General features: G+C 36.6%; 12 protein-coding genes and 1 pseudogene. 7 read left to right on the top strand and 6 right to left on the bottom strand.

Features of this window, described 5'->3' with window-relative positions:
- Positions 1-823 precede the first annotated feature (823 nt).
- Positions 824-2,083 carry a cation:dicarboxylase symporter family transporter gene (locus tag AACZ49_RS10515; protein WP_339654358.1) on the bottom strand — a complete coding sequence of 420 codons (1,260 nt, stop codon included), beginning with the start codon at positions 2,081-2,083 and terminating at the stop codon, positions 824-826.
- Between the two features lie 451 nt (positions 2,084-2,534).
- Here AACZ49_RS10515 and AACZ49_RS10510 point away from each other — a divergent pair, with 451 nt between their 5' ends.
- Positions 2,535-3,179, top strand: a complete 645-nt coding sequence (locus AACZ49_RS10510) for a VTT domain-containing protein (RefSeq protein ID WP_339654355.1) — start codon at positions 2,535-2,537, stop codon at positions 3,177-3,179.
- 26 nt (positions 3,180-3,205) lie between these two features.
- Here AACZ49_RS10510 and AACZ49_RS10505 read toward each other — a convergent pair whose 3' ends face one another.
- The 5 genes from AACZ49_RS10505 to AACZ49_RS10485 all read right to left on the bottom strand — a co-directional run bounded on the left by AACZ49_RS10505 (position 3,206) and on the right by AACZ49_RS10485 (position 9,976).
- A complete protein-coding gene (locus AACZ49_RS10505) occupies positions 3,206-4,705 on the bottom strand; it encodes an amino acid permease (protein WP_339654352.1) in 1,500 nt (499 codons plus the stop codon).
- 19 nt (positions 4,706-4,724) lie between these two features.
- Positions 4,725-6,656: a KUP/HAK/KT family potassium transporter gene (locus tag AACZ49_RS10500; protein WP_339654349.1), complete on the bottom strand. Its 1,932-nt coding sequence runs from the start codon at positions 6,654-6,656 to the stop codon at positions 4,725-4,727.
- Positions 6,657-6,664: 8 nt separating this feature from the next.
- Positions 6,665-8,794, bottom strand: coding sequence for a cation:proton antiporter (locus AACZ49_RS10495; RefSeq protein WP_339654346.1), 2,130 nt, complete (start codon positions 8,792-8,794; stop codon positions 6,665-6,667).
- 85 nt (positions 8,795-8,879) lie between these two features.
- Complete coding sequence (locus AACZ49_RS10490) at positions 8,880-9,434, bottom strand: hypothetical protein (RefSeq protein ID WP_339654344.1); 555 nt, start codon at positions 9,432-9,434, stop codon at positions 8,880-8,882.
- A 38-nt stretch (positions 9,435-9,472) separates the two neighbouring features.
- On the bottom strand, positions 9,473-9,976 hold the full coding sequence (locus tag AACZ49_RS10485; RefSeq protein WP_339654342.1) for a hypothetical protein: 504 nt from the start codon (positions 9,974-9,976) through the stop codon (positions 9,473-9,475).
- Between the two features lie 1,474 nt (positions 9,977-11,450).
- Here AACZ49_RS10485 and AACZ49_RS10480 point away from each other — a divergent pair.
- From AACZ49_RS10480 to AACZ49_RS10455, 6 genes and pseudogenes are all read left to right on the top strand, one after another.
- A pseudogene (locus AACZ49_RS10480) lies at positions 11,451-11,822 on the top strand (MBL fold metallo-hydrolase); the annotation flags it as partial.
- 6 nt (positions 11,823-11,828) lie between these two features.
- Positions 11,829-12,005, top strand: coding sequence for a hypothetical protein (locus tag AACZ49_RS10475; protein ID WP_339654339.1), 177 nt, complete (start codon positions 11,829-11,831; stop codon positions 12,003-12,005).
- 190 nt (positions 12,006-12,195) lie between these two features.
- Positions 12,196-15,030, top strand: coding sequence for an excinuclease ABC subunit UvrA (gene uvrA / locus AACZ49_RS10470; protein WP_339654336.1), 2,835 nt, complete (start codon positions 12,196-12,198; stop codon positions 15,028-15,030).
- Positions 15,031-15,070: 40 nt separating this feature from the next.
- Positions 15,071-15,757, top strand: a complete 687-nt coding sequence (locus tag AACZ49_RS10465; protein WP_339654333.1) for a TIGR00730 family Rossman fold protein — start codon at positions 15,071-15,073, stop codon at positions 15,755-15,757.
- 53 nt (positions 15,758-15,810) lie between these two features.
- Positions 15,811-18,615, top strand: a complete 2,805-nt coding sequence (locus AACZ49_RS10460) for a metalloprotease (protein ID WP_339654329.1) — start codon at positions 15,811-15,813, stop codon at positions 18,613-18,615.
- A 157-nt stretch (positions 18,616-18,772) separates the two neighbouring features.
- Positions 18,773-21,184, top strand: a complete 2,412-nt coding sequence (locus AACZ49_RS10455; RefSeq protein ID WP_339654326.1) for a thiamine pyrophosphate-dependent enzyme — start codon at positions 18,773-18,775, stop codon at positions 21,182-21,184.
- Positions 21,185-21,221: the final 37 nt, after the last annotated feature.

Here is a 21,221-nt window from a genome sequence, read left to right as displayed (position 1 = left end):
GTCAGTTTCGGGTTTCCCTTTCCAGGAAAACTGTTCTTGCCATAGGTGTCCGATGCTCTAATCCAGCGGCTCAACACCGATGTAGGGTTATGCAATTCCCTGTATTTCTCGACAACGCTACCACGTGCCTAACTAGATTCCTTGGCCTTTTCTTTGAACTCTACAGTGTAATTTCTTTTTTCTCTTGACATGTCTCAAAGTCAATTTAAACGGCCAACACGCTCTTAACTTGGTGTCCAGTTAAATATAGTAAGTCCAAAAAAAGCTTACAAAGTATTTAGAGCAAATGAAAAAAAAATTGAAAAAAAATTGTGTAGAACCGATCTTATCAAAATTGGAATCAAATTCTAGGCGTTAATGAGCCAAATCGTAAATAGTATAAATACCTTAATTGTTGTTTTCGAATATGAAAGCAAAAAATTGGCTGCTCAATATAACAATGTAATTTAGACTATTTTCGATGCACAAATAGCACCAAAATTAGAAGATGTAATCACATAAAAAATTCCGAAAGAAATTACTATCGAATTAGATTCCGTTGTAATTGACATTGGAACCATTAAAACACATGAATTTAATATTGAACTTGCGCTGCGTATCAAAAATGCATTTGAAATTGCCTTAGAAGCAAAATTGAGCATTTTACAAAACACCATAATCAACAACAACTTAAAAGCCGCTGATACCCCTTTTTATTAGCTGAAAGTTGCCCTTGAATTCTATATGCTTAATGGGTATTATGCCAATTTTAGGAACTTAACCATAAGGCCTTATGCTTTTGACAAAATAAAGAAATCAGGATAATAAAAAATCTTGGTTTTTTTTATTCTATCGCTTTTTCCCATTTGCCTACTACTGCGGTAGCAACGGAATTACCCAATACATTGGTTGCACTTCTAAACATATCACAAAAATGGTCTATTGGAAGAATAAGCGCTATTCCTTCTATTGGTATATCAAACATGCCACAAGTTGCTGCAACCACTACTAAACTTGCCCTAGGAACTCCTGCTACACCTTTACTCGTTAGCAACAATACAAATAGCATGGTCAATTGTGCCTCAAAATCCAATTGTATGCCATAAGCTTGGGCAATAAAAATGCTTGCGAAAGTCATATACATCATACTTCCATCCAGATTAAAAGAATACCCTAATGGCAGCATGAACGAGACAATTCGGTTTTTTACCCCAAAACGCTCTAATTCTTCTGTTAATTTAGGAAAAACCGCTTCGCTACTGGTTGTACCAAAAGCAATAATCAACGGACTAACAATGTGCTTTAGCAAAGTGGTCATTTGCTTTCTTAAAAAGATATAGCCGATTAATAAAAGTACCGCCCATAATGTTGTAATACCAATTAAAAAAGAACCAAAAAAATGCGCATAGGTAAGCAATAATTCATTGATGTCCCTAATGGCAAAAACTCCAGCAATTGCTCCAAAAACACCTAGGGGCGCAAACATCATTACATAATTTACCATTTTCAATATAATATGTGATGTTTTTTCCAATGCCAAAACCACAGGTTTAGTATAGTCACCTATAGAGGCTGCTGCCAATCCAAAAAATATGGAAAATATGACAATTTGCAATATCTCATTGGTAGCCATTGCTTCTATGATACTTCTAGGAATGATATGTTCGATAAATTCTTGGGCTGAAAAATGTTTGGTTTTATCGGTTATTGCATCTGCTGCGGTAACATCGACATCTGTAAGATTTAGTCCCACGCCGGGCTCTAACATATTCACATAAAACATACCTATGAAAAGTGAGATAAAAGATGCGGTAAAAAACCAGGCCATCGCCTTTCCTCCGATTCTTCCAACTGATTTGATATCTCCGAGTTTAGTGATTCCCACAACCAGCGTTGTAAATACCAATGGTGAGATGATCATTAGCACAAGCCTGATAAAAATCGTTGCCAGCATCTTAATATTACCACTAAATTTTATGGCACTGGTCACTTCGTAATTATTGTGTACATAAATACCAAGAAGTGCCCCCAATAGCATCGCTATCAAGATTTGAAACGTTAGATTTTTAAAAATGGAGGGTTTATTTTTGGGGTAAGTTTCCATAGACTAAGTTCATATGATTTCGTAGGGAAGATAAATTAATATTGGATAAGAAGGAACATAAGTTCCGAAAGGACATAGCTCATAGTTTTCTACCATAAAAAAAAAGACCATATCAAAGATAATCGGTTATCTGACGCTGTTTCATTAAAATACCATTTTCGGGTTTAATTATTCTACAATTTTTTAAATTCTAACGGTGTAGCGCTTGATTTGTGATTTATGCTTGAATGCTTCGACTTTTTCCGTATTGCCACGTTCCTTTTAAAATTAGATTTACCTTTGTATGCATCTAAACTTTGGAATTTGTTGGAAATATAATTTCTATCGAAATGGATTGGAATATATTACAATATAGTGGGTTGTAACTTACATTTGCTTATTCTTTTTGTCTGATTTGAAGAAAAAATTAAAAGCTCAAATAGTCTATAATGCTTAACTATGACCGTTACTAATGAACGAACTAATTGAGTTGATACTTCATACGGATGATGCCCTTTTGGCATTGGTATCGGAAAACGTCAACAAAGCCTACCTCATACTCTTTTTGATTATTTTGTTGGAAACGGGATTGATTTTCTTCCCCTTCCTACCTGGTGACGGACTTCTGTTTTCTGCGGGAGTAATCGCTGCGACAACCGAACTCGAGGTAACTGTCTTAATACCGCTTTTGATCATAGCCGCAATTGCGGGAAACCTCTTGAATTATTTTGTGGGTAGTACTTTAGGGGCAGCGTTAAGGGCAAGTAGAAATTCAATCGTTCAAAAATTCTTGAAGAAATACCTGCCAGCCGCCGAACATTACTACCAAAAGCATGGCAACCAAGCGGTTATCATTGGGCGTTTTTTTCCTATAATCAGAACATATATCCCATTTGTTGCTGGTCTGGCCAAAATGGATCAAAGGTTATTCTTCAAAAATACATTAATAGGGGCGTTTTTATGGATTTCTTTGTTTCTATTGACTGGATTCTTTTTAGGTGAAATACCCTGGGTAAAGAATAATTATGGCCTTATATTTTTAAGTCTAATTGCGATTTCTTTAATCCCCTTCTTTTGGGCTATCATTCGTAAAATGTTTTTTAGACAACAACGATAACTTGTTACTTCTTACCTTCAAATTTGTTAAAATTTCCGATTCAATCTACTATGTCTATACCCAAAAGCGAAGTAGACCACCACACCTATTACCATCCACATTACAAAACGAACCCAAGTAACGTAAGGGAGTGCGAGCATCAAGCCCAGACAGATTAAAACGCAAAGCGAACAGACAAGCTTAAAGGCCGGTGTCTTGAATTTTCTGGGCGAATCGGGTTGTTTTATGCGAAGCACCCAAATACCTATGGCAACCAGTACAAAAGCGAACAAGGTACCTATATTGGTAAGTTCTGCAGCCACGCCGATGTCGATAGTTCCGGCAAGAACTGCAACAAACAATCCCACGGCAACGGTTGCAAAAGAAGGCGTAAAAAAACGTTTATCCACATTGCTGAACCGATGGCCCAACAGCCCGTCCCTGCTCATGGCAAAAAGAATTCGTATTTGTCCCAATTGCATGACCAGTAGCACACTGGGCATTGTTATAGTGATGCCAATTGCGATGAGTAGGGCGATATTGTTCTCCCCCACCGAAATCAAGGCCTCGGCAACCGGTTTTTCATTGGCCAAAACATCCAAAGGGGCCATACCCGTTAAGGCCCCTGCCACCACAATGTAAAGAATAGTACAGGCTACAAGTGCAAAGATCATGGCACGGGGCAGATCACGTTGCGGGTTCTTGGCCTCTTCCGAGGTGGTGCTCACCGCATCGAACCCTACATAGGCGAAAAATACAAGGGCGGCTCCGGTCATAATACCTTTCCAACCGTTGGGCGCAAAAGGTTCCCAGTACACATCAGGATTGAAATGGGGCAGACCGAACCATAAAAATATCCCCACAAGAATCAATTTTATAATCACCAATGTGGCGTTTACCCTTGCGGATTCCTTAATGCCGATATAGAGCAATACGGTTACCAAAAGGGTAATTACAACTGCAGGCATATTCAGGAGGGCAGTACTGGTTGGAAATGTAGTAATTACATCGGCATATTTTACCTCGAGCGCGGGCGTCAAGGCCGTCCATGACCCTGATGGTAACTGTACCATTTGGGTACCTGTGGAGGCGGACATCCAGCCAGGAAGGTACCACCCGAAACCATCCAATAAATTCTTGAAATACCCGGACCAGCCTATGGCCACCGCCACATTGCCAACGGCATACTCCAGAATCAGATCCCAACCGATGATCCAGGCGATCAATTCCCCAAAAGAGTGGTACGAATAGGTGTAAGCACTCCCCGAAACGGGTATCATAGAGGCGAATTCGGCATAACATAGGGCGGCAAACAAACAGGCCAGACCCGTAATTACAAAAGAAAGGGTCAGGGCCGGTCCAGCACCAAGTGCGTGTTCCGTACCTGCTGCCGCTTCACCGGTGAGCACAAAAATACCAGTTCCTATTATAGCACCGATACCCAACATAGTCAGGTCAAAAACGCCCAACGACCGTTTTAAGGAAGACTCCTCAGATTCTTTCTGAAGGCTTTCCAATGATTTTTTTCTAAATAGTTTATCTAACATTTTGTATGAAATTTATTTTTTAAGGTATGCGTACAACTCTTATTTTCTCAATGGGTGCGACGTTTATCGGTATTTTCTCTTCAAGGGAATTGGTGGCGTCCAATCCAAAATCGTCCATGGCGGACAGCCCTGTCGCTTTTAAGAACCTATAGATGCGTACGGCAAATATTTCCAGAATAGAAAGTTGGTTATCCGTAGCCACTCGAGAATTAATCAGTACATATTTAAAGTCGGCTGGAATGTCCCTTACATCCGGAAAGAATATGTTTTCCCCATTGATCTCACCCGATTCGGTCAGATCATGATGAATTTTCCGTATCATGGTATCGATGAGGTGTGGCTCCTTAAAGCCCAAACGTAGCCTGACAAAGAAACTTTTTTGAGGAATGATGGTTTCCGTGCTATAGAAAACCCCATAGGGTTCATTCGTAACTTCAATGTGCGCAAACCAATAAACGGCTGCCTTTTTAGGCTGGGAACGGAACAACGAATGCGCGATGGTCACATCGATATAATTTGTTCTGGAAGATCGTGTCGGAAAGACAAGGTTCGTGGACAAGTATGGAATTCTGGTATCATTGATAACCTTCAATAGCAAGGGTTCAATTTCTTCCAGTTTTTGATATTCCGCTACCTTGCCGCGCAGTTTTCTCGCCTTATGGTAAAAAACCAACAAAATAAATAATAACGTTGCCAATAGTAATGTAAACCATCCACCATGAACTATTTTATTGAGATTCGAAACAAAAAAGACTCCCTCAACGATGAAAATGATAATGAAAGTAAATATGATAATCGTTTTCCTGTTTTTATAGGTTGCCAGTAACAGAAAGCCGAGCAACAAACTTGTCATCAACATATCGATGGTAATGGCCAAACCGTAGGCAGATTCCATATTGGTCGATTTTTTGAAAATAAAGACCACCAACAAACAACCGGCCAAAAGAAAGTAATTAATAAATGGTATATAGATTTGGCCTTTGTGGGTAGAAGTGTACTTGACCCGAAGGTTCGTCCATAATTTCAATTTGATCGCCTCGTTGACCAAAGTAAATATGCCCGTAATCAACGCTTGGCTGGCTATTACGGTAGCAACTGTGGCTATTCCTATGACATATGGTAAAAATCCGCTGGGCACAGTGGCATAAAAAACAGATTTAACGGAGGCTCCGCTTGCCAGTGATAAACAAAACGCAGCTTGCCCAAAGTAGTTGAGCAATAACATGGTCAAGACAAAAAGCCAGGTAATCCTAATGTTATTTTTTCCGCAGTGCCCTAAATCAGAATATAATGCTTCGGCACCGGTGGTACACAAAAAAACCGCCCCCAAAATCCAAAGCGCACTCGGATATTGCGTCAAAAAGTCAAATGCGAACATAGGGTTTATAGCCTTCAAAACTTCCGGATTGCCCACAAGTTGGTTGAAACCAAGAATGCCAAGGGTTGCAAACCACAAAAGCATGATAGGACCAAAAAGAATACCTATTTTTTTGGTGCCGAACTGTTGAATAAGGAAGAGGGCAATGAGGATACCACACACAATGGGCAAGGTAGGGATGCCTTCATACAGAATATCAAGACCTTCAATGGCCGAAGATATCGAAATCGCCGGTGTGATAAAACCATCGCTGATCAACGTAGCACAACCAATCAAGGCCGGATAAATTATCCATTTCGATTTTGTCTTGCGCAGTAGTGCATACAGAGCAAAAATTCCGCCTTCACCTTGGTTGTCAGCATTTAACGCCAGATAAATATACTTAAAGGTCGCAATGAGTATAAGAGTCCAAAAGATACAGGACATACCGCCCATGACCAATAACGGATCAAAATCCTTCCCTTGTGTTATGGCCGTAAAGACATAAAGGGGGGAAGTGCCGATGTCGCCAAAGACAATACCCAACGTCATAAGAAGGGATATAGCTGATATTTTATGTGTGGATGTCTTCATGTTTGTAATCATCTAAGCTTTAAACGCTTTGTTAAGGAGCTTTCAATTTTGTCAAGTTTATGGGATAAATCAAAAAAAGTGGCCTCCCTAAAATCTATTTTTGGAGTACCCCAGATACCTTCCTGTATAGGATAGATAAGGATAAAACCGTTATCCTTGAAAAAAGTGTCCAAAAAGGATGGTACGGTTTCCATACTTTTATGGTAAGAAGGTTCGTTCTTTCTACTTAGTACGAAGATGAAGTTGTCATACTTATCAAAATCATCTACCATGTTCCGCAGATCTAGCAAGTTAGCCAATTTTTTATATACAACATCCAAAGTATTTAATTGCACTTTTGCCTTTAGCACCCTTTCGGTCTCTTGCGATACGTAGAAAATTAGCTTTGCCCCGGTATTTGTCGAAAGGTTTAAAACCTTCTTCAACCATAAGGGAAAACCAATCTCCAACTCGGCCTTATCGGGTACAATGATGTTATATCTTTTTATCGAGGCCAATTGCTTAACCGGTTTATATATGAGTATAGTGGCATTGCATTTGAGCAGGATATTTTCCGTAAGGTTTCCCAAAAACGAGTCGGAGGTTCCCTGGTTAACATGAAGCCCCAAAATCAAATCTGTGATATTACGCTCTTTGACCACACTGGTAATTCCATTAAGAAGGTTAATATCGTAGCGAAGCAACTCTTGCAGAATATTGTCGGTTGCAGCGGCCGTTACGGCCGCTTTGGTCAAAATCTTTCTGGCTTTTGCCTCCTCAGAACCATCTATTGAAGTATTATCGATGACATTTAGCGCATATAGACCCAGATAGTTTTTCTTTGATTTAATTGCCACCCCCAAGGCAATAAGTTCATCAATGGTCTTTAGGTTGCTTACGGGAATTAAAATTTTCTCTTGATACGAAGGCTCTTCTCCAACATCAGCGTTATTTTGCAGTGCGATATTCTTGGCCCCTTTTTGTGCAACGAATGTAGCTAAGGTACAAGTAAACAGAATCATTAAAATAGTGCCGTTCAATACATTTTCGTTCAAAAGTCTAATAGGCTCGCCCGTAGGAGCTTCTCCAATAATTATAGCATAACCAACCAATACGGCAGCAAGTGTAGCTGCTGCCTGTGCATTGCTGAGCCCAAAAATTAATCTTCTCTGGTCTATGGAAAGTCCGTAGGTTTTTTGGGCAAGCCATGCAGCTATGAATTTTGCGGAAGTAGCGATGATGATCATTAACGTACCCACTTTGAACGTTTCCCAATCTTTGAAAAACGCCCGAAAATCAATGAGCATGCCTACGCTAATAAGGAAAAAAGGGATAAAAATGGCGTTACCAACAAATTCGACCCGATTCATCAGCGGCGATGTGGGGGGAATAAGCCTGTTCATCGCCAAACCGGACAAGAAGGCACCGATGATAGGTTCTATACCGGCCAGTTGCGCAATCGCCGCACCGAGAAACAGCATAAAAAGCACAAAAATATAATGCGAAATATGATCATCGAACCGCTTGAAAAACCAACTTCCCAATATAGGAAACAATAGCAATACAATGAGTCCGAAAAGAAGTATGGAGGCCGATAACCTTATCCAAAATTCAGTATTTACTTCGCCAGAGTTCATACCAACGATTACGGCCAGCACCAATAAGGCCAAGGTATCCGTTATAATTGTACCGCCCACCGTAATGTTGACCGCCAAGTTTTTGGAAACCCCCATCTTACTGATAAGTGGATACGCAATCAACGTATGTGAGGCGAACATACTGGCCAAAAGTACCGAGGTGGACATTGAAAAATTTAAAATGTAAAGCCCACCTAAAATACCCATTGTCATTGGCACCAAAAACGTATATAGGCCAAAAACCAAACTCTTTCTACTGTTCTTTTTAAAGTCGGCCAAATCAATTTCCAAACCTGCAAGAAACATAATGTAGAGCAGTCCGGCCGTACCTGAGAGAATGATGCCACTATCCCTTTCAATGAGGTTAAATCCTTTAGGGCCGACCAGGGCACCGGCCAAAATGAGGCCCAAAAGATGCGGAATTTTTAATTTGTTCAATAACAGTGGGGCAATAAGAATGATGGAAAGTATTAGTAGAAATTTTAATACTGGATCGGTCAATGGTAAAACTATACCCATCATTCCCATATTTTGATTGCTTTTTTGAAACTTACTATGTGAATAGGATAATCGCCGATATCATTTCTACCATTTATTGTGACCTTGTTCATTGGTTGAGCAATACATTAACCCCTACACCCGATATATAAACTAACAAGGCTAGTCTTGAGATACGTTTTACGTACCACAAGAAATCAATTTTAAGAATTCCCATGGCTATAGCACCAGCAGCGGAACCTATAACCAGCAAGCTTCCACCGGTACCGGCGCAGTATGCCAAGAATGTCCAGAACTGATGGTCTTGCAGATAGAGTTCCATACTATACATACCCATGGCACCGGCGACCAGAGGAACGTTGTCCACTATAGACGACAAAAGCCCTAAGAGTGTACCAACTACATGAAAATCGGCAAAGGCATTGTCCATGCCATTGCCTACAACCTTCAAGAAGCCGTTGGTCTGCATGGCGGCCACAGCCAACAAGATGCCCATAAAGAACAAAATGCTTGGCGAGTCTATTTTTTGAACGGTTACAGCCACTGAAAAAGGATGTTTTTCTGTCGTGGTTTTCTTCCTATGCATAATTTCTGTAATCATCCAAAAAAATAGATAGGCTAAATAACTTATCCATAAAAGGAACAGGATAGCGGTCAGTAACATTGGTTATTTTTGAACAGGTTCATAATATTTCATTTAAATTAAGCCGCTTTTTGCTTTATTGGCTTATCCAAAATGAAACTTTTTAATAGCGCATTCCATTTCTCGATTCTTCGAACTTCAAAATCTTCGCCTTGATCTTCGGAAATAGTGTAAAAATTCAATATATGCATATTTCCATTTTTCAGTAAAACCTGTAAATCCAATTGTTCCAAAACACGCTCTTTTCTGTTTTCAGTACTAATGACCTTTCTTTTTTCTAAAATTTGAAACTCATTCACGGCACTCAGATCTACTAGTTGAATGTTATTTTCGGTTGGATAAATTTTTACGAACAACAGTTTTTTCATGATTGGGTCTATTCCTATAGAAGTAATCCCCCAAGTTTCAGACTCGCTGATGTTGAGGTTATTTTTGGTAATTATTTCCTCAATTTTTTTTTTGAATTTTTTTCTTTCACTTTGCCCGGCGATATTGAACAGATAAAAAGGTATAAAAACACTGCCTGCTAATAAGAGGCTCACTATAATCATTGATATTTCCATTTGAATTTTCTTTAGAATTGTTAAAATTGACTTTGCTGATTTTTAATCGGGACTTTCATATTTGCTTGCCTTAAATTTGGGTAGGCGAAAATTTGGAAAAAGTTTTATTCCCAAAACAAAAGCGAAAGTTTAGTCGTCTAAAGGAAAGTATGAAAAGGATAGCTGATTGAATGACTTGGCAGCCTTAACCCGATGGCATGTACGTTTTTGGGGTATAAAACAAAAAACAGTTCGCAATCAATGATCTGTTGATTATCCTTAAGGTGATAAAAGAAATTTGAAGTGTCTTGTTTTTTTCTGAGATAATTCTGTGTAATGCTATTTATCTCAAAATTTAACAAACCAAAGGAATTTCGATTTTCTTCCTGAAAATTGTTACTTCCTAAATGGAAAATGTGTAGTTCGGAATCCTCAATAGGCAGAGTTGCGGCCGATGTTGTCAACCCGGCTAGCATCAAAACGAAAAGCCATAGAAGCCTTTGAGTTAACATAAACCTTACTTAATTCCTAATCAAATGTAAATCACTTTTACGTTAATATGATGTTAATTCTTAGGGTTTTTTATTTGCTATTCAATTTGTACTAATTTGGTGTAATTCTATAGTGCTATTAAAAACACAAAACAATGTAAATCAAATATTTACAAAATTTTAAAATGTATTAGCCAGGAGTGGCAGGATGACAAAATTAACACGTAATTAATTATATATCAATTAGTTACTAATTAAAAAATTTAACTGTTGACCGATTTGTTGACGTTTCTATTGGGATTAAATGATATGTTTTGATATCCCTAAAAACAAAAAAACCTGATAATCATACGATTAACAGGTTTTTGCTATAGATTGATACTATAATTTGTCGGGGTGGCAGAGTTAAAACCTCTAACCAATCTTCTTTAATATTGTGCACATTACAAATATTATTAGGAGAATTTATAGAAGTTCAATATTTTTATAAAGTAGACCGTATACGCTACCGTATACGGTTTACACTAAAACAGTAAAAATATATTTAATAACTATTTGTTTTTCAATAGGTTGTAAAACTAAAAAATAGCGGTTAAAGTTCATAACCCGGAGGTCGGGGGATCGTGCCCCCCTCTCGCTACTGATTAAACCGTTGATATTGAATGATTTACATTCAGTATTAACGGTTTATTTTTTTGGGACCCACCGTATACGGTAGCGTATGCGGTTATTAAATAAGTCATATAAAATACTGTTATTCTGAACTTTACAAATAGAAAACCGTCGGGTTTATAATTTATAAGTTAAATATAAATTTACCCTTATTGCCCTAATTTTGGACTATCTGTAAAACCGGATAAACATATACTAAATTAAGATCACACCAAATAGCTCGTGAAGGGACATGTCCCCCAACGAATATATCTAAATGATTGAAAATAGCCCCCATTCTCTAGCTATGACCGGTACCTAAATATGGGAGGAGGTCAACACCACTTGGTGTTGGTAATCACTTGCTAGCATGGGGAATTCCTAATTCTAAAATTACCGAAATGGACTGGTGGCAAGAAACTCAATTTGAAACCTTAAAATTAGTTTGTACACCTGCACAGCATTTCTCAGGTAGAAATATAAACAATAGTCAAACCACGTTGTGGTGTTTTTGGATAATTACATCTGAAAATGAAAACATTTACTTTAGCGGTGATAGCGGCTACTCCCCACACTTTGCTGAGATTGGTGAAAAATATGGCCCTTTCGACCTAGCATTGATGGAATGCGGTCAATACAATACAATACAATACAATACAATGTGGTCAGATATCCATATGATGCCTGAAGAAACTGCTCAAGCAGGTCTTGATGTTCGAGCATAAAAAATAATGCCGATACATTGGGGCGGATTTAAATTGGCGTTACACGATTGGAAAGACCCAATTGTGCGTGTAAAAGTAAAAGCTGATGAATTAAACATAGTGGTCATTGCACCACAAATTGGGCAAGAGATTATTGTAAAGGATTCTGTTACTTCATACCCTAACTGGTGGAAAGATTTGTAAACTCAATAAAGGATTTATGAGATTTAATTAAGTTATAGTTTTGTATTAGGCAATCTCATTTTTCATTAATTATGTTAAAATGCAACAATATATTTAACAGAAATTTAGACCATATTCCAAAAAGCAAACAATACCAGTGCATATGTAAATCGCGCTCATATTCGTACTTTTACATCTTTGCTATGAATACATGATTAATTTTGAAGAAAATATTGAGGTTAAAGGCGCCCGTGTTCATAACCTTAAAAATATTGATGTTACAATTCCCCGCGATAAACTGGTAGTTATTACCGGGTTATCGGGTAGTGGAAAATCTTCGTTGGCGTTTGATACGATATATGCTGAAGGTCAACGACGTTATATTGAAACGTTTTCTGCCTATGCAAGACAATTTTTAGGTGGCTTAGAACGACCTGACGTTGATAAGATTGATGGCCTATCGCCTGTTATTGCCATTGAACAAAAAACGACATCCAAGTCTCCTAGATCTACCGTTGGCACCATAACCGAAGTATACGATTTCTTAAGACTACTTTTCGCCCGAGCCGCCGATGCGCATAGTTATAATACTGGTGAAAAAATGGTTAGCTACAGCGATGAACAAATTAAAAATTTGATTATCGAATCGTATGATGATAAAAAAATAAACATACTAGCTCCCATAATTAAGTCAAGAAAAGGACATTACCGTGAACTTTTTGAGCAAATAGCCAAACAAGGCTTTGTAAAAGTAAGAGTAGACGGTGAGGTAAAGGATATTGTAAAGGGCATGAAAGTGGATCGTTACAAAACTCACGATATCGAGATTGTAATTGACCGTCTAAAAGTAATTGAGAGCGAAGATTTTCATAAGCGTTTAGCAGAAACCATAAATACAGCAATGTATAGCGGTAATAATGTGCTGATGGTGTTAGAAGAAGGCACTGATGTACCTAGGTATTTTAGTAGAGATCTTATGTGCCCAACTTCAGGTATCTCCTATCCTTCTCCTGAACCAAACACCTTCTCCTTTAATTCGCCAAAAGGAATGTGCCCCCATTGCAGTGGTTTGGGGCATGTTTATGAGGTAAATGAAAAAAAGATATTCCCAGATAAAAAACTTTCTATTAAAAGTGGTGGTATTGCACCACTCGGAGACTATAAAAAGTCTTGGGCTTTTAAGCAGATAGAAACGATAGCGGAGCGCTATAATTTTCAAATTACAGACCCAATTAAAGACATACCCAAAGAAGCTATTGAAATTTTATTAAATGGTGGTAAAGAAAGTTTTGAGGTAGACTCAAAATCTTTGGGCGTTAAAAGAACTTACAAAATAGATTATGAGGGTATTTCTAACTTCATAAAAAATCAGTTTGAAGAAGCTGCATCTACTTCTATAAGACGATGGGCAAAAGAATATATGGATAAAATCACTTGTCCTACATGCGATGGTTACCGATTAAAAAAAGAATCACTATATTTTAAAATTGAAGATAAAAATATTGCCGAATTAGCGAATTTGGATATTGTTGAATTGGCTAGCTTTTTTAAGGGACTTGATGAAAAATTGAAAGGCAATCAATTAAAGATAGCCGAAGAAATTATAAAAGAAATAAATACGCGTATTCAATTTCTGTTAGATGTTGGTTTAGATTACCTATCCTTAAATAGAAGCTCAAAATCGCTATCTGGAGGCGAAGCACAACGAATACGATTAGCTACTCAAATTGGTTCTCAACTTGTAGGTGTACTATATATTTTAGATGAACCAAGTATTGGTCTGCACCAACGAGATAATGAGCGGCTAATTAAATCTTTAGAATCACTAAGGGATATAGGCAACTCGGTAATTGTTGTAGAGCATGACCGTGATATGATAGAACGGGCAGACCATGTTATTGATATTGGGCCAAAAGCTGGTAAAAATGGCGGTGAAATTATCTCACAAGGAACTCCAGATCAACTAAAGAACTTCAACACTTTAACAGCGGATTATATGACCGGCGCTAAAAGAATTGAAGTCCCAAAAAAGAGAAGATCCGGCAATAGTCATGAGATTATATTATCTGGTTGTACCGGTAATAATTTAAAAAATATAACTGCCAAATTCCCATTAGGAAAAATGATTGGTGTAACAGGCGTATCTGGCAGTGGCAAATCGACCCTAATCAATGAAACGCTTTATCCGATTATGAATGCCCATTATTTTAACGGGGTAAAAAAACCTATGCCTTATAAAAAAATTACTGGCTTAGAACATATCGATAAAGTAATAGATATTAACCAATCTCCTATTGGCAGAACACCCAGGTCTAACCCTGCAACGTATACTGGTGTATTTAGTGAGATAAGGACATTATTCACTAAAACAACAGAAGCCTCAATTAGAGGTTACAAACCTGGCAGGTTTAGTTTCAATGTAAAAGGTGGTCGCTGCGAAACCTGTCAAGGTGGTGGTCTTCGAGTAATTGAAATGAATTTTTTACCAGATGTGTATGTTGAATGCGAAACCTGTAATGGCAAAAGATTTAACAGGGAAACTTTAGAAATAAGGTATAAAGGAAAATCAATTTCTGATGTTTTAGAAATGACCATAAATGAAGCTGTTTCTTTTTTTGAACTAATTCCTAAAATTCACCGTAAGTTAAAGACAATACAAGATGTTGGCTTAGGTTATATATCTTTAGGTCAACAATCAACAACACTTTCTGGTGGTGAAGCCCAACGTATAAAATTAGCAACAGAACTTTCAAAGAGAGATACGGGCAATACTTTCTATATTTTAGATGAACCCACAACCGGTCTTCATTTTGAAGACATAAGGGTATTAATGGAAGTTTTAAATAAATTGGCTGATAAAGGAAATACCGTTTTGGTCATAGAACATAATATGGATGTAATTAAAATGGTAGATTACATTATAGATATTGGCTATGAAGGAGGACGATTAGGAGGCAAATTAGTAGCAAAAGGAACCCCTGAAGAAGTTGCAAAAGACAAAAAAAGTTATACCGCAACCTTTTTAAAGCGAGAATTGGAATTTTAAAGGTAGTTTTTACAAACTACAAAGATTAGTATTAAAATATATGAGATCAGAAAAACATCATAAGGGTTGGAATGAAATAAAAACCAATGATTCTTGGGCCATTTTTAAAATTATGGGAGAATTTGTCAATGGTTTTGAACGCATGAGTAAAATTGGACCATGTGTATCTATTTTCGGATCTGCCAGAACAAAGGAGGAAGACCCATATTATAAATTGGCAGTCTCTATTTCAAAATCGATTTCCGAGGCAGGATATGGAATAATCACAGGTGGTGGCCCAGGCATCATGGAAGCAGGTAATAGAGGCGCAAATTTAGCCGGTGGCACTTCTGTTGGTTTGAATATAGACCTTCCTTTTGAGCAACATGACAATCCATATATTGATAATGATAAGAGTTTAGACTTTGACTATTTCTTCGTTAGAAAAGTTATGTTCGTAAAATATTCTCAAGGTTTTGTTGTGATGCCAGGTGGTTTTGGAACTTTAGATGAACTATTTGAAGCAATTACATTAATACAAACTCATAAAATCGGAAAATTTCCGATTATTTTGGTAGGTATCGAATTTTGGACAGGTCTTATGGATTGGGTTAAAACAACCATGCTTAAAATGGGGAATATTAGCCCAGAAGATTTAAACCTTATTAAAATTGTAGATACCGAAGAAGAAGTAGTAGAAATAATAGATACCTTTTACAAAGGGCATACGATGAGTCCTAATTTTTAATCAGAGCCTTGACCCGAAAATTCAATATTCTTTTTTGTTTAAGTTTAATTCTTTTGGTTTCTTTTATAACCAAGGGATATACTCAGTATAAAACCGAACTTACGGTGAGTTTAAATGAGTATACCAATGAGTTAGATATTCGTCAAGAATTCATGTATTATAACAACTCTAATTACAACCTTGGGGTAATTTATTTTAATGACTGGGCAAACGCTTATTCAGATAAAAATACAGGGTTAGCTAAACGATTCGCCCAAGAATTCAAAAAATCATTACACCTGGCAAAACCTGAAGAACGCGGAACTACCACAATTGTTAGTGTAGTTGATGACTCGTACAATGGCCTAGAATGGAGCCGTACCGAGGGAAAAGATATTCTGAAAGTTACTCTTGATAATATTCTACTCCCAAAAACGTCAAGAAAGATTTTTATCACTTACAAGGTAAAATTACCTCCCAACAAATTCACTCCATATGGTTATAATCAAAGAGGAGGTTATTATTTAAAAGATTGGTACTTAACACCAGCGGTATATGATGGTAAATGGCATCTTTACTCAAATAAAAATCTTGAAGACCTGTATACCAATGTTACTAATACGGTAATTAATTTTAAGTTTCCCGATAGTCTTTATATAGCTTCTAATTTTGATCTTTCTTCTTTATCACAATACCCTAATGGTCAATTTGCCCAATTAAAAGGAAATTTACAAAGAGGAGGTGAAATAATATTAAACCCTCAAGATGAATTTATAACACATGTGACTCCTCACATGAAATTTCTCACGAATATTAAGGCACCTCGTTATAGTCCAATCGGTCAAGGTCTTTCCATTAACAAAGTAGCTGATTTTATCTATGATAATTTGGGGGAATATCCTCATGACAAAATATTGGTAAGTGAATTAGATTATGATAAAGACCCTTTATATGGTTTAAATCAATTGCCATCATTTATAAGACCTTACGAAGAACAATTTCAATTTGAATTGAAATTCCTTAAAACTGCGATAAACAGTATTCTAAGGGAGACCATGTTTTTAAATCCGCGTAAAGAACAATGGCTAAATAATGCAATCGCTAATTATTTGATAATTGCTTATGTTGACGAATACTACCCAGACCAGAAACTTATGGGTAAGCTTTCAAAAATTTGGGGATTTAAAAGTTTCGAATTGGCTAAAATGGACTTTAATGATCAGTACTCATTTTTATACAACCTTACAGCACGTAAAAACCTTGATCAGGCACTAAAGACCTCTAACGATTCCCTTATTTGGTTCAATCAAAAAATTGCGAATAAGTATAAAGCAGGTTTGGGCCTTGCTTATTTAGCAGATTACATAGGTAAGGAACAAGTGGACGAAAGCATAAAAACATTTTTCAAGTATTATAAATTAAATACGGTTAAAGTCCTTGATTTTGAATCCATCCTAAAACGGTCGACCACCCAAGATATCGATTGGTTCTTTAGAGATTATGTCTCTACAGATCGTAAAATCGATTTTAAGATAAAAAAGGTAGAGAAAGCAGAAGATTCATTGTTAGTAACAATTAAAAATAAAGAAGGTACTAATGTGCCAATATCAGTCTTTGGCCTTAAAAAAGATTCTATAGTATCTGAATATTGGTTTAGTGATATTAAGTTCGAAGAGACTTTTACAATTCCTAATAATCAAGAAGATAAACTTGTACTTAATTATGACCAGAAAATTCCAGAATTTAATCAGAGAGATAACTGGAAATCTTTAAAAGGATTTTTATCGAGCAATAAGAAATTAAATTTTACTTTTTTCAAGGATGCAGAGAATCCTTATTTTAACCAAGTGTTTTATGTTCCGGTACTTAATTTTAATATATATGACGGTTGGGCACCTGGCATACGTCTTTACAATAAAACTCTTTTAGAACGACCCTTCGTTTACGATTTCGCGCCCTCCTACTCTTTTAAAGAACAGGCATTCGTTGGGTATGGTAAATTTACCTATAGAAAGTATTTAAGTAAAAGTGGTCTATATGTAGCCAATTATGGTATTGGAGCTTCAACATCTCACTTCAATGAGAATTCAAGATACACCTCAATAACCCCATCATTGAGCTTCGGTTTTAGACCTGAAGATTTATTATCTAATAAGCGAGAATTCATTTCTTTTAGATACGTTAATATTTTACGAGATTTCGACCCATCGCTGCAGAGTTTGGCCAATGATCCAGAAAATCCTGATTATAGTATTTTTAATGCTCGCTACATCAATAGAAATAATGGGATTTTAGATTATAATTCGTGGTTTGCTGATTTTCAATTAGCTGGTAATTTCAGTAAGGTATCTTTCGAATATGAATACCGTAAATTGTTTGAGAATAATAGACAATTGAACCTTAGATTTTTTGCTGGTAAATTTTTAAGTAACAAAACAAATACAGATTTTTTTAGCTTTGCTTTAGACAGACCTACAGATTATCTATTTGACTATGGCTATTTGGGCAGGTCTGAAGATTCTGGTATTTACAGTCAACAAATAATTATTGCTGAAGGCGGGTTCAAATCTTTCTTAGACCAACAATATCGATTTTCAAATAATTGGATGACTACTGTTAATGGTAGTTTCAATTTATGGAAATGGATAGAATTATATGGAGATGCTGGTTTAGTTAAAAATACAGGAGTAAATGAGAAATTCGTTTATGATTCTGGTGTTCGTTTAAATCTGGTAACCGATTACTTTGAACTTTATCTACCGGTTTTTTCAAACAATGGTTGGGAGGTTTCACAACCGAACTACGGTGAAAAAATTCGGTTTATTATTACTATAAGCCCTAAAACCCTCACAGGACTTTTCACCAGAAAATGGTTTTAAACAGTTGAAGTTTAAATCTGTTACTAATATTTGCCCTAATAAATTAGATATTTTCAATATTATCCCAAATTTGTTGAAAAATATGGAATAAATTAACCAGTTAAAGCGTTGCTAAAAAGTACATGTTTCGGTAATTTTGTGAAAACTCGTTTTATACATGGATGTTTCTTCGAAGACTAGTAACGACATTTCTTTTGATGATTTCAAAGAACAAATTGTAAGTGATTATGAAATAGCTTTTTTAAGCAGGACTTGTAGTTTGTTGGGGAGAAAAGAAGTCCTTACCGGAAAGGCCAAATTCGGCATCTTTGGAGACGGAAAAGAACTACCACAATTGGCGATGGCCAGATCATTTAAAAACGGTGATTTTAGAAGTGGATATTATCGAGATCAAACATTTATGATGGCCTTGGGGCTTTTAAAACCAAAAGACTTTTTTCACGCACTGTACGCCACAACCGATATTGAAAAAGAACCAATGAGTGCAGGTAGGCAAATGGGAGGTCATTTTTTAACTCACAGCCTTAATACAGATGGTAGCTGGAAAGATTTAACGAAGCAAAAAAATAGTAGTGCCGATATTTCATGTACCGCAGGGCAAATGCCACGTCTTTTAGGTTTAGCCCAGGCTTCTAAGGTATACCGAAATCAAAAAGGTCTGGATAGCGCTAAATTCTCTGTAAATGGTAATGAAATTGCTTGGGGCACTATTGGTAATGCGAGCACCAGTGAAGGCATGTTCTTTGAAACAATAAACGCTGCAGGTGTTCTTCAAGTACCCATGGTTATTAGTATTTGGGATGATGAATATGGTATTTCGGTACCTGCAAAATATCACACTACAAAAGAAGATATTTCAAAAGTACTTACAGGTTTTCAACGAACAGAAAGCGAGAAAGGATTTGAAATTCTTAAAGTAAATGGATGGGATTATACAGGATTAATGCATGCTTACGAGAATGCTGCAGATATTGCTAGACAAGAGCATGTACCAGTAATGATTCATGTTAAACAATTAACACAACCACAAGGTCATTCAACATCAGGATCTCATGAACGCTATAAAGATAATAAGCGTTTAGAATGGGAACGTGACTTTGATTGCAACAAGCGTTTTAAGGAATGGATTCTTGAATCTGGTATTGCCAATACCGAAGAATTGGAAACCATTGAAAAAAGAATCAAACGAACTGTTCGAGAAGCCAAAAAACAAGCATGGGAAGAATATTTACAAGGACTTTTATCCGATAAAAAAACATTGGTCGGTTTAATTGAACAAGCCTCAAGTAAAAGTCCCAACAAAAACTTTTTAAATAAAATAAAAAACGATTTAATTGCTATAGAAGAACCTATTAAAAAAGATTTAGCAATATCAGCCCGTAAATCGTTACGTTTTCTTTTAGGGGAATCATCAGCGGAAAAATCGACTTTAATAAGCTGGACTACAAAATTTCTACAGGAAGCTCAAGATATATATAATAAACACCTTTATAGTGAAAACGAAAATAAAGCTACTAATATACATGCGATAGCGCCTATTTTCAAAGATGACTCTGAACAAGTAGATGGCAGGGTAATTCTACGTGACAATTTTGATAAATTATTTGAAAAATATCCAAATACATTAATCTTCGGGGAAGATACTGGAGCCATTGGAGATGTAAACCAAGGCCTCGAGGGCATGCAAGAAAAATACGGTGCTATTCGCGTAGCCGATACAGGAATACGTGAAACGACCATTATCGGTCAAGGAATAGGTATGGCATTAAGAGGTCTTCGACCCATTGCTGAAATACAGTATTTAGATTATATTTTTTATGCTATGTCTACCCTAACCGACGATTTAGCATCTTTACTATACAGAACAGCTGGAAAACAAAAGGCGCCATTAATTATTAGAACTAGAGGGCACAGATTAGAAGGAATTTGGCATTCTGGTTCACAAATGGGCGGACTTATACATTTATTGAGAGGTATGTATATTTTAGCGCCTCGAAATATGACACAAGCCGCAGGATTTTACAATACACTTTTAAAAAGTGGTGAACCTGCCTTGGTTATCGAGAGTTTAAATGGTTATCGATTAAAAGAGAAAAAGCCAAATAATCTTGGTGAATTCTGCACACCAATAGGTAAAGTTGAAACAATTAAAGAAGGTAGCGATATAACCTTAGTTTCTTATGGGTCAACATTAAGAATTGTCGAAAAAGCCGCTAAAGAGCTTTTAGAAGTAGGTATCGATGCCGAAATTATTGATGCCCAAACCTTATTACCATTTGACATTGACAAAGATGTTGTGGAAAGTATAAAGAAAACAAACCGATTATTAGTTATTGATGAAGATGTACCTGGTGGTTGTTCTGCTTATCTACTAAATGAAATTATTGAAAAGCAGGGTGCCTTTCAATATTTAGATTGCGCACCGCAAACTTTGAGCGCAAAAGCACATAGACCCGCTTATGGTAGTGATGGAGACTATTTTTCAAAACCAAATAGAGAAGATATTTTTGAAAAAGTTTATGCTATTATGCATGAAGCAAGCCCCAATGATTATCCAAAACTTCAATAAATTATAAATAAAAAATTCCATTTAAAAATGGGATTTT

Origin of the sequence: uncultured Maribacter sp. (assembly GCF_963975365.1) — a bacterium.
GTDB lineage: Bacteria > Bacteroidota > Bacteroidia > Flavobacteriales > Flavobacteriaceae > Maribacter.
This window is presented reverse-complemented; position numbering and strand designations above follow the sequence as displayed.